At 27.8% G+C, this 12,926-nt stretch carries 6 protein-coding genes; all 6 read left to right on the forward strand.

Annotated elements, in window-relative coordinates:
• Positions 1-3 precede the first annotated feature (3 nt).
• The 6 genes from JNUCC81_RS02950 to JNUCC81_RS02975 all read left to right on the forward strand — a co-directional run bounded on the left by JNUCC81_RS02950 (position 4) and on the right by JNUCC81_RS02975 (position 12,583).
• Positions 4-1,209: a glycosyltransferase gene (locus JNUCC81_RS02950; protein WP_454095238.1), complete on the forward strand. Its 1,206-nt coding sequence runs from the start codon at positions 4-6 to the stop codon at positions 1,207-1,209.
• Positions 1,202-2,740: a murein biosynthesis integral membrane protein MurJ gene (gene murJ, locus JNUCC81_RS02955; RefSeq protein WP_454095239.1), complete on the forward strand. Its 1,539-nt coding sequence runs from the start codon at positions 1,202-1,204 to the stop codon at positions 2,738-2,740. Before JNUCC81_RS02950 ends, murJ begins: the two co-directional genes overlap by 8 nt.
• A gap of 201 nt (positions 2,741-2,941) precedes the next feature.
• Positions 2,942-5,284 (forward strand): preprotein translocase subunit SecA, encoded by a 2,343-nt coding sequence (secA, locus tag JNUCC81_RS02960; protein WP_454095240.1) that lies wholly within the window; start codon positions 2,942-2,944, stop codon positions 5,282-5,284.
• Positions 5,285-5,627: 343 nt separating this feature from the next.
• The gene (locus JNUCC81_RS02965; protein WP_454095241.1) at positions 5,628-7,844 is read left to right on the forward strand and encodes a cell wall-binding repeat-containing protein; all 2,217 of its coding nucleotides are present in this window, start codon (positions 5,628-5,630) and stop codon (positions 7,842-7,844) included.
• Between the two features lie 135 nt (positions 7,845-7,979).
• Positions 7,980-10,202 carry a cell wall-binding repeat-containing protein gene (locus tag JNUCC81_RS02970; RefSeq protein ID WP_454095242.1) on the forward strand — a complete coding sequence of 741 codons (2,223 nt, stop codon included), beginning with the start codon at positions 7,980-7,982 and terminating at the stop codon, positions 10,200-10,202.
• A 161-nt stretch (positions 10,203-10,363) separates the two neighbouring features.
• Positions 10,364-12,583 carry a cell wall-binding repeat-containing protein gene (locus JNUCC81_RS02975; RefSeq protein WP_454095243.1) on the forward strand — a complete coding sequence of 740 codons (2,220 nt, stop codon included), beginning with the start codon at positions 10,364-10,366 and terminating at the stop codon, positions 12,581-12,583.
• Positions 12,584-12,926: the final 343 nt, after the last annotated feature.

Consider the following 12,926-nt stretch of genomic DNA (forward strand, 5'->3'; position numbering starts at 1 on the left):
TTTATGAAGGTTTTATATTTAGTAAATATGAATGAAAATAATAGAAAAGGATTATTTACTGCAACCCATGAAAAGCTAAAAGAAATTGTAAAAAGTGATGAAGTAAAAGATTACGAAATCTACTGCATACAGTTTGTAGATTCAGGTCTTATGAAGTTACTAAAAAAACTTAAAAATAGAGAAATAAGAACTATGGGAGCAGATGAATTTATTCATGAAGGTTTAATATATAAAAAGATTTATATAAAGGTAGGATTAATAAATAAGTTTATTGAAAAAATTAATTTAGATAAGTTTAATTACTTACCAATGCTTATGAGAAATAAATATGATATTAAAAAATACGACTTAGTAAGTGCTCACTGGGGTTATCCCCATGGTAGAATAGCTTATTTTATAAATAAGCTATTTAATAAGCCATATATAGTAACTTATCATGGTAGTGATGTGCATACTATGCCAGTTAAAAATCCTCATATAAAAAATCAAGTATTAGAAGTAATGAATAATGCTTATAAAAATATATTTGTAAGTAATAAACTATACTTAGATGCCAAAAACCTTGGATATGAAAAAGAAAACTACATTATAACTAAAAATGGAGTAAATATAGATAAATTCTATCCAATAGATAGAAAAGAAAAAGATATTATAAAAGAAAAATTAAATTTAAAGAAGACTGTAATAGGTTTTGTTGGTAATTTAAATAAAATTAAAAGAGCAGATAAGTTGATAGAAATATTTGAAAATATAAGAAATAATAAAAATGAGTTAGATATAAGCTTTTTAGTTGTAGGTGATGGTGAATTAAAGTCATCTATGATGAATAAATCTAAAGAAAAAAATATAGATGTTGTTTTTACTGGAAATGCTAGTGTAGATGAAGTTAGAAACTATATGAATGTAATGGATATTATGGTGACTCCAAGTAGAAATGAAGGATTTGGTTTAGTTATAGTAGAGGCAAATGCTTGTGGAATCCGAGTTGTAGCTAGTAATGTAGGTGGAATTTGTGAAGCTATAGAAAGTGAAGAATATCTTGTAGATGATGGAGAGAATTTTGAGATGAGATTTGCTCAAAAAGTATGCAATACTTTAGATGAGGATTATATTAAAGCTAAATTAGTAGAATATGTTGCAAATAATTTCTCTTGGGAAAATATTGCAAAGGATGAAACTGACATCTACAAGGGAGGATTACATGAGTAAAGTAGCTAAAGCAACAATTGGACTTATGGTAGTTACAATGCTATCTAAATGTCTAGGATTTGGTAGAGAGTTGGTTTTAGGTGCTACTTATGGAGCAACTTCTTATAGTGATGTTTATATAACTGCTATGAATATACCTATAACTCTATTTTCAGTAATAGGGACAGGCCTTGCAACAACTTTTATACCTTTGTATTATGAAAATAGAACATTAGGTGGAGAAGAAAAAGGGATAAAGTTTATTAATAACACTTTAAATATAGTCTTAGCATTAGGAAGTTTTATGGCAATACTTGGAATGATATTTACTGAACCATTGGTTAAATTATTTGCAATTGGATTTGAAGCAGAACAATTTAGGCTAGCAGTGGAGTTTACTAGAATAATGATGTTTGGAGGACTATTTTTAGCTATTACAAAAATTATGACTTCATATCTTCAAATAAAAGAAGATTTTATTATACCAGGTCTTGTCGGTATACCTTTTAATATAATAATTATAGCGTCTATAATAATAAGTATAAAAACTAATATATATGTATTAGCAATAGGTACTCTGCTAGCTATGGCTAGTCAGTTTTTATTCCAAATACCTTTTGCATATAAAAAAGGTTATAAATATAAACCGATACTTAATTTAAAAGATGAATATGTTAAAAAGATGATATGGCTAGTAGGTCCGGTATTTATTGGAGTGTTTGTTAATCAGATGAATGCTGTAGTAGATAGAACTCTAGCATCAACATTAGTAGAAGGTAGTATATCTGCACTTAACTATGCAAATAGATTAAATGGATTTGTTATGGGATTATTTATAGCAACTTTAGGGGCTGTTATATATCCTATGCTTTCTAAATTATCATCACAAAAAGATAATGAAAAGTTTACAGAGTCAGTGGTAAGTAGTGTAAATAGTGTTGTTTTATTAGTAGTTCCTATATCTGTGGGAGCGATGGTTCTTTCAACGCCTATTGTTAAGCTCTTATTTGAAAGAGGAGCATTTGACGAAAGAGCGACTGCTATGACTTCAATAGCTCTTGTATTTTATTCAATAGGTATGGTTGCATTTGGTCTTAGAGATATATTAGGTAAAGTATTTTATTCACTTCAAGATACAAAAACTCCTATGATAAATGGAGCAATTGCAATGATTATGAATATAGTACTTAACTTAATAATAGTAAAATTTATGGGTCATGCAGGACTTGCTTTTGCAACAAGTATATCAGCACTTATATGTACTTTCTTATTATTTAATAGCTTGAAAAAAAGAATAGGTTATTTTGGACAAGATAAAATAATTAAGTCTACTATTAAGTCGCTTATTGCATCAATTATTATGGGATTAGCTGCATTAATAACTAATAAAATACTGGCTTCTTTATTAGGAGCAGGTTTTGTATCTAATGTAGTAAGCCTATTTGGAGCAATATTTGTTGGAGTAATAGTGTATGCAATACTAGTTGTAATATTAAAGGTTGAGGAAGTAAAAATAATAACTGATTTAATAAGAAAAAGGTTAAAAAGATAAAAAATTAAAAAGCATCATTCGTACAAGTACGAATGATGCTTTTTGTGTGAGAAATACTTAAAAAAGAGATGTTTTCTATTTTAAGTACTTTTAATTGTACCCTATATTGCAAAAAATGTCTACTAAAAATCGAAAATGGGACAATTATTCCTATAATTAATGTATAATATAAACTGTAGTATATTTAAGGAGGAGTAAGATATGTCAGTTTTAGACAAAATAATTAACAAAGCAGATGAAGCCGAGATAAAAATATTAAATAAAATAGTAGATGCTATTGATGATAAAGAAGCTAAAATTCAAAGTCTTAATGATGATGAATTAAAAAATATGACAAATACATTTAAAGAAAGATTAAAAAAAGGGGAAACTTTAGATGATATTTTAGTAGAAGCTTTTGCAGCAGTAAGAGAAGCATGTAGAAGAGTACTAGGTATGAGACAATACAGAGTACAACTTATAGGTGGAATCGTATTGCATCAAGGAAAAATAGCTGAGATGAGAACTGGTGAAGGTAAAACACTAGTGGCAGTAGCTCCTGTTTATTTAAATGCTTTATCAGAAAAAGGTGTACACGTTGTAACAGTAAATGATTACTTAGCAAAACGTGATAAAGAAATAATGCAACCAGTATATGAATTCTTAGGAATGTCTGTAGGAGTTATAATACATGGCCAAGACCCAATTGAGAGAAAAGCACAATATGACTGTGACATAATATATGGAACTAACAATGAATATGGATTTGATTACCTAAGAGATAATATGGTAACTAGAAATGAAGATAAAGTTCAAAGAGAATTAAACTTTGCAATAGTAGATGAGGTTGACTCTATACTTATAGATGAAGCTAGAACACCTCTTATAATATCTGGTACTGGAGAAGAAAGTACTAAATTATATGATATAGCAAATGCTTTTGTTGAAAGTTTAATCGAAGAAGATTATGAAATCGAAGAAAAAGATAATACAATAGCACTTACAGAAAGTGGACTTAAAAAATCTGAAAGTTTCTTTGGAATCGATAATATAACTAATATAGAAAACATAGAAATATATCACCATATAAATCAAGCTTTAAGAGCTAATAAATTAATGGAAAAAGATGTAGACTATGTAGTAAAAAATAATGAAATAATGATAGTAGATGAATTTACAGGAAGAATAATGGATGGAAGAAGATACTCAGATGGTCTTCACCAGGCAATAGAAGCTAAAGAAAGAGTTGAGATTAAAAGAGAATCAAAAACTTTAGCTACAGTAACTTTCCAAAACTTCTTTAGAATGTATAAGAAATTATCAGGAATGACTGGTACTGCTAAAACTGAAGAAGCAGAGTTTCAATCTACGTATAATATAAACGTTGTTACAATACCAACTAATAAGCCAATTTTAAGAGCAGACTTAAATGATTTAGTATTTAGAACTGAAGAAGAAAAGTATGAAGCAGTTGTAAATGAAATAGCAAAGATACATGCTACTAAGCAACCTGTACTTGTTGGAACGGTTTCTATAGATAAGTCTGAATATTTATCAGGTTTATTAAGTAAAAAAGGTATAAAGCATGAAGTATTAAATGCTAAAAACCACGAAAAAGAAGCAGATATAGTTAAAAAAGCTGGTAAATTAGGAGCTGTAACAATAGCTACTAATATGGCAGGTAGAGGTACTGATATATCTTTAGGTGATGGAGACCTTGTTGAAGAAGATGAGGTAAAAGAACTTGGTGGATTATATGTAATAGGTACTGAAAAACATGAAACGAGAAGAATTGATAATCAGCTAAGAGGACGTTCTGGACGTCAAGGAGACCCTGGAACATCAAGATTCTTTGTAAGTTTAGAAGATGAAGTTATAAAACTTTATGGTGGAAGTAGTATAGAAAAAATTGCTAAGAGAATTAAATCTGAATATGGACAACCACTAGAAAATAGAAATCTACTAAAAGCTGTAGAAAGAGCACAAAGAGGAATAGAAGGACGTAACTTTGAAATAAGAAAGAATGTAATAAAATACGATGATACAATAAATGAACAAAGAAAAGTTATCTATGCTGAAAGAAATAAAGTTTTAGATGATGAAAGTGTTGAAGATGAAATACAAAATATGGTTAGAAAAGTTATAGAAGAAACTGCAAATAGATACTTAGTTAAGCAAAAGGATTACTATGGATATCTAAAGAGTTTATATAGTACTTTTATGCCAGAGAATACTTTATTAATTCCAGATATGGATAAAAAAAGTGTGGAAGAAATTATAGAATACACTTATGACCTATCAAAGAGAGTATATGATTTCAAAAAAATTGTAGTAGGTATGGATGAACTTAAAACATTAGAAAAGAAAGTATTATTAGAAGTAGTAGATACTCATTGGATAGATCATATAGATGCTATGGATCAACTAAGACAATGCATAGGTCTTGCTGCTATAGGTCAAAAAGATCCAGTTAAAGAATATACTATCCAAGGATATGATATGTTTGAAGAATTAAATGATACTATAAGAAAAGAAACAGTTAAGTATCTATATAAATTTAGCTAAGGTAATTCTCCAATACGTTGCTAAATTTAATTTTAGGAAAGCAAAAGGCCTCGGACAAAGTCCAAGGCCTTTTAATGTGAGAAATACGGAATAAGAGATGTTAGAAATTTCTTAATTCCTTAATTTGATTATACTATAAGCATATGAAAAAGTCGAGTGGATGTAGAACACAAAAATGAAAAAAATTACAAGTTTGTAACCGTTATGAAAGTCAAAATATCAATGGAAATAAAATTATAAGTCAATAAATATAAATATATGATGAATTAAGTCGAATAATTATATTTAGGAAAATATAACTAAAAATGAGTTTCAAAAATTGGCTCAGATTGGGGGAATTGACATGAAAAAGAAAGCTATATCTATAATGTTAGCACTATTTATAAGTTCATCTACCATATATGCCAGTGCAGCAAGTGGTAGATACATTATAATAAATAATGAATCAACAGATACAAGAAATTATCAAAGCACAGGACCAATAAATGATATTGAGTATGCAAATGAAAAATATGGTAGCTTGGATGAAATCCATCCTATAGATAAAGTTATACCATTTGATAATACTAATGCACCTCTTGCTACACCTAATGATGCATCAAAACATATGCTTAGAAGTATGTCTACTTCAGGAAATAGTAAATCATTTAATGTTACTAATTTTAAAACGGGAAGTGACTATAAGATAACTGCAAATTTAAAGTACTCAGGAGACAAAGTTGATGTATGGGTACACGATAATAGTATTACAGAAAAAGAAGCAACAAGTATAGGTGAGGAGTTTGAAAATAATATTTATAATACTATTAGAAATAATTTTGGTAATGAAAGTGATGTAGATAAAAATTCAAAAGTAAGTATACTTTGTTACGATATAATAGATAATTTTGAGACTACTAACGCTTATACACAAGGATACTTTAGCCCAAAAGACCTATATAATGTAGAAAACTCTAATAACGGAGAAATGTTTTATATAGATACATATCCATCTATGGGCACAGGTGGTGTAAAAGATATTTCTGAGGTATACCCAGTTTTAGCACATGAGTTTCAACATATGGTAAATTATAATGAAAATGTGTTAAAAGAAGGCGGAAAAGATATGGATGTTTGGATGAATGAAGGTTTATCATTAGCAGCGGAACAAATATATCTAAAAGAACCGAGATTAAATAGAATAAACTATTATAATAGATCAAGATCAATAGCTAAGGGTCATTCGTTATTATATTGGGATTATAGTGGAGATACACTAGCTAACTATTCATTATCATATTTATTTATGGAGTACTTAAAAATACAAGCAGGTCAAGGTAACTCTATATATAAAGAAATAATAGATAATCCAGAGAATAACTACAAAGCAATAGAATCTGTTATAAAAAAATACATAGACCCAAATATGACTTTTGGAAAATTTATGACAAATTTTAGAGTAGCACTAGTACTAAATGAAAGTACAGGTAAATATGGATTTAAAGGGGAAGATGGATTTGATCAAATAATACCTCGTATATATGCTGGAAGTGGAGCGGACTTAAGAGGAGGAGGTTCTATCGTACTAGATGCTTCTGAAGGTAAAAACTTAGAAGTAGCTAATTTTAGAGGTAGTGGCTTATCTTATGTGGATACTGGTAATATGAGAGAAATTCAACTTAAAAGAATAATAGGAAATAATAGATACGATACAGCAGCAAAAATTAGCCAAGAAACTTTTAAAGATAGAGCAGACTCAGTAGTTTTAGTAAATGGAAGTAGTTACTCTGATGGACTTTCATCAGGCCCATTAGCATCATTAACTAATTCTTCTACCTTACTAACTCGTGAAGATAGACTACCAAATGAAACAAAAAATGAATTATTAAGATTAAAACCATCTAAGGTTTATATAATAGGTGGAGAAAATGCTATAAAAGATAGTGTAATAAATGAAATATCCAATACTACAAAAATATCTAAATCCAATATAGTAAGAATAGCTGGAAGTAATAGAGAAGACACTTCAATTCAAATAGCTAGATATATGCAAAATATAGGAAGTGTAAATCAATTATATTTAGTTAATGGATATAACGGTGAAGCCGATGCAATGAGTATATTATCAAAGGCAAGTAAAGATAAACAACCTATAATAATAACTAATGGTAATAAGTTAAAAGATGAGAATTTAAAATGGATAAACAATGCAGGAACTAAAGATATTTATACAATAGGTGGAAACTTAGTTATGTCACCAAGTTTTATAAGTAATGTTGGAAAAGTAGTTGGTACAAATCTAGAAGCAAATAGAATATATGGTGCAAATAGACAAGAGACCAATGCAAAAATATTTAATAAGTTCTATAAAAATGTAGATACAGTAATAGTAACTAGATCAGATGAACTTATAGATGCACTATCAGTAGGTGTTTTAGCAGGTATGAAAAATGCACCTATAGTTATAGGAACAAATAGATTAACGGAATCTCAAATAAAATCTATTAAAGAAAGTAGTTATAAAAATATAATAGAAGTAGGTGGAAATATAAATCCAAGTGTAATTTCATCTATAAGATAATTTTAAAATAGAATCTTAGAGTCTATAACTTAAAATGTTAACCTAAAACATGTGTCACATATTGTCTAGTAATCATAGGATAAATGAGAACTAAAAATGACTAGTTCGTTAATGTGCATAAATGGAGGGGTTAAATTGAAGAAAATAGCTATATCCATAATGTTAGTTATGGCTCTAAGTACTTCTATGATATATGCTAATACAAATAACCAAAATAGATATATCATAATAAATAACGAATCAACAGATTCAAGAAATTATCAAAGTACTGGTCCGGTAAATGAAATCAATTATTCAAAAGATGAATATGGTGGCTTAGGTGGTATGCATCCTATAGATAAAGTTATACCATTTGACAATACCAATGCACCTCTTGTCACTCCTGAGAAGATATTAGAATCTAAAGCGTCTAATAACATGTCTATAGTAGGGGATATTAAAGAATTTAATGTAACCAATTTTAAAAATAATAATGAATATAAAATAAGTGCGAATTTAGAATACTCTGGATATAAAGTTAATGTATGGGTATATAAAGATAGTATTACCAAAGGTGAAGCGACAAGTATTGGTAAAGAATTTGAAAATAATATTTATAACCTTGTCAGAAATAACTTTGGAAATGAAAGTGATGTAGATGGTGATTCAAAGATAAACATACTTTGTTATGATATAATAGATAACTTTGAAGCAACTGGTGCATATACTCAAGGATATTTTAGTCCAAAGGATTTGTATAATGTAAAAAACTCTAATAAATGTGAAATGTTTTATATAGATACTTATCCATCTATGGGTATGGGAAGCAAAAAAGATGTTTCTGAGGTATATTCAGTTTTAGCTCATGAATTTCAACATATGGTTAATTATAACGAGAATGTATTAAAAGAAAATGGACAAGACATGGATGTTTGGATGAATGAAGGTTTATCATTAGCAGCAGAACAGATATACCTAAAAGAACCAATATTAAATAGAATAGATTATTATAACACATCAAAAGCAATAGTTAATGGTCACTCATTATTATACTGGGATTATAATGGTGACACACTAGCTAACTATTCATTATCATACTTATTTATGGAATATTTAAGAATACAGGCAGATCACGGAAATTCTATATATAAAGAAATAATAGAAAATCCTCAAAATAATTACAAAGCAATAGAATCAGTTATACAAAAATATATTGACCCAAATATTCAATTTGGAAAATTTATGACAAACTTTAGAGTGGCTTTAGCAATTAATGAATCAACTGGTAAATATGGATTTAAAGGCGAAAATGGATTTAATCAAATAATACCTCGTATATATTATGGAAGCGGAGTAAATTTAAGAGGTGGAGGATCTATAGTATTAGATGCTTCTAAAGGTAAAAACGTAGAAGTAGATAATTTCATAGGCAATAATTTAGCTTATGTTGATACTGATAATATGTCAGATATTCAACTTAAAAAGATAATAGGAAATAATAGATATGATACAGCAGCAAAAATTAGTCAAGAAACATTTAAAGATAGAGCAAATTCAGTAGTTTTAGTAAATGGAAGTAGCTACTCTGACGGTCTTTCATCAGGGCCATTAGCATCATTAACTAATTCTTCTACCTTACTAACTCGTGAAGATAGATTACTGAATGAAACAAAAAATGAGCTGTTAAGATTAAAGCCATCTAAAGTTTATATAATAGGTGGAGAAAATGCTATAAAAGATAGCGTAATAAATGAAATATCTAATATTACTAAAATATCTAAATCAAATATAGTAAGAATAGCAGGAAATAATAGAGAAGATACTTCAATTCAAGTAGCTAGATATATGCAAAATATTAGTGATGTAAATACTCTATATTTAGTTAATGGATATAAAGGTGAAGCCGATGCCATGAGTATATTATCAAAGGCAAGTAAAGATAGACAACCTATAATAATAACTAATGGTAATAAGTTAAAAGATGAAAATTTAAAATGGATAAAAAATATAGGAGCTAAAGATATCTATATAATAGGTGGAGATTTAGTTATGTCTCCAAGTTTTATAAATAATGTTGGAAAAGTAGTAGGTACAAATTTAAAACAAAATAGAATATACGGTGCAAATAGACAAGAAACTAATGCTAAGGTATTTAATAAATTCTATAAAAATGTAGATACAGTAATAATAACTAAATCAGATGAGCTTATAGATGCATTATCAGTTGGGGTTTTAGCAGGTATTAAAAATGCGCCTATAGTTATAGGAACAAATAGATTAACTGAATCTCAAATTAAGGCTATTAAAGAAAGTGGCTATAAAAATGTAATAGAAGTGGGTGGAAATATAAACCCAAAGGTAATATCATCTATAAGATAATTTAAAATATAGAGATATATAAAACAAACATAGAATTCTAGAAGTCATAATATTAAAATATTCCTTTTATGGTAGATTCCTAAAATGTCGAGCAATCATAATATACACTAGAACCTAAAATAAATGGCTAGACTAAAAGTGGCCAAAATGGAGGAATTGAAGTGAAAAAAATCGTCATATCTATAATATTAATTATGGCTCTAGGTTCTTCTATGATTTATGCTAGTACAAGCAGTGAAGATAGATACATTATAATAAATAACGAATCAACGAATATAGAAAAACTGCAAAATACAGGGACAATAAATGAAAATGACTATGCAGGTGAAGAAGATGGAGACCTAGACGGAATGCACCCTATAGACACTGTGATACCATTTTATGAATCCAATACATCTCTTATTACTCCTGATAAAATACCATTAAATAAATCTAAATCTATGTTTATGGTAGAAGATACTAAAGAATTTAATGTAACCAATTTTAGAAATGGAAGTGAATATAAAATAACTGCAAACTTAGAGTATGCAGGATATAAAGTCAATGTATGGGTATATAAAGATAGCATTACTAGAGACGAAGCAATAAGTATAGGTAAAGAGTTTGAAAATAATATTTATAACACTATAAGAAATAACTTTGGATACGAAAGCGATGTAGATAATGACTCAAAGATAAATATACTTTGTTACGATATAGTAGATAACTTTGCAGAAACTAATGTATATACACAAGGATATTTTAGTCCCAAAGATTTATATGATGTAGAAAATTCTAATCATTGTGAAATGTTTTATATTGATACTTATCCAGCTATGGGTACAGGTAATAAAAAAGACCTTTCAAAAATATATCCAGTTTTAGCTCATGAATTTCAACATATGGTAAATTATAATGAAAATGTATTAAAAAGAAATAAACAAGATATGGAAACTTGGCTAGATGAAGGTTTATCATTGGCAGCGGAACAAGTTTATCTAAAAAAGCCAAGAGAAAATAGAATAAATTATTATAACAAATCAAAATCAATAGCCAATGGTCACTCATTATTATACTGGGATTATAATGGAGATACAGTATCAAATTATGCATTATCCTATTTATTCATGGAATATCTAAGAATACAAGTAGGACAAGGAGATTATATATATAAAGAAATATTAAATAGCCCACAAAGTAATTATAAATCGGTAGAATCAATTATTCAAAAATATATTGATCCCAATATGACATTTGGAGAGTTTATGACAAACTTTAGAGTAGCTTTAGTGTTGAATGAACCAAGTGGAAAATATGGATTTAAAAATGAAGATGGATTTAATGATATAGTACCAAGAATATATGCTGGTAAAGGAACAGATTTAAGAGGTGGAGGTTGTGTAGTACTACATCCTTCAATCGATAAAGATATAAAAATACCTGAAAATAAAGGCCAAGATATAGCTTATGTTGATACTAGTAATATTGGAAATATACCAGTTAAAAAAATAATAGGAACTAATCGATATGATACAGCGGCAAAAATTAGCCAAGAAGCATTTCAAAATAAAACAGATTCAGTAGTTTTAGTCAATGGAAGTAGCTATTCTGATGGACTTTCATCAGGACCATTATCGTCAGTAACCAATTCTTCAACTTTACTAACTCGTAAAGATAAATTACCAAATGAGACAAAAAATGAACTAAAAAGATTAAAACCATCTAAAATTTATATAATAGGTGGACCTAATGCTATACAAGAAAGTGTGGTAAATGAAATATCAAATACTACAAATATATCTAAAGAAAATATAGTAAGAATAGCTGGAGATAATAGAGAAGAAACTTCACTACAAATAGCTAAGTATATACAAAATATAAGTGATATAAAGAGTTTATATTTAGTTAATGGATATAAAGGTGAAGCCGATGCTATGAGTATATTATCGAAAGCTTGTAAAGATAAACAACCTATAGTTATAACTAATGGAAATAAGTTAAATGAAGAGATTACTAAATGGATAATTAATTTTGGAAAAAAAGATATCTATATAATAGGTGGAGAGCAAGTTATGACGATAAATATTATAAGTAGTTTAGAAAACATAGCTGGAAATAGTTTAGAAAGTAATAGGATATATGGAGCAAATAGACAAGAAACTAATGCAAAAGTAGTTGAAAAATTCCATAAAAATATAGATACTATAATAATAACTAAATCAGATGAGCTTATAGATGCATTATCAGTAGGGAATTTAGCTGGTATGAAAAATGCACCTATAGTAATAGGAACTAATAAATTGACTGCATCTCAGGTTAAAGCTATTAAACAAAGTGGATATAAAAACATAATAGAAGTAGGTGGAAATATAAACTCAAATGTAATATCATCTATAAGATGATTTAAAAATATAATGTGAAATTTATTAACTCAAGCAAATAGGTATTCCATTTGCTTGAGTTATTTTTGACTTAAAATTATTATAGAATAAAAATAAAAAATAAGTTAAAACGTAAATTTTATAAAATTAATTAAATAAAAATAGTAAAATTAGAAAGCTAACTAAAAAAGTAAATAAAAGACGACAAAATTAGAAGTTTTTTCGAATTTAAACTTTGTTACAGTGATGAAAATTTAATTGAGAATTTATCATTGTAATAATAAATAAAAACCTATATAGATATGTCGTAAAAAATAGAATAAATTAGATTGAAAAGGAAAATGTTAAAATATAAAATCATAAT

This window comes from Faecalimicrobium sp. JNUCC 81, assembly GCF_053667625.1.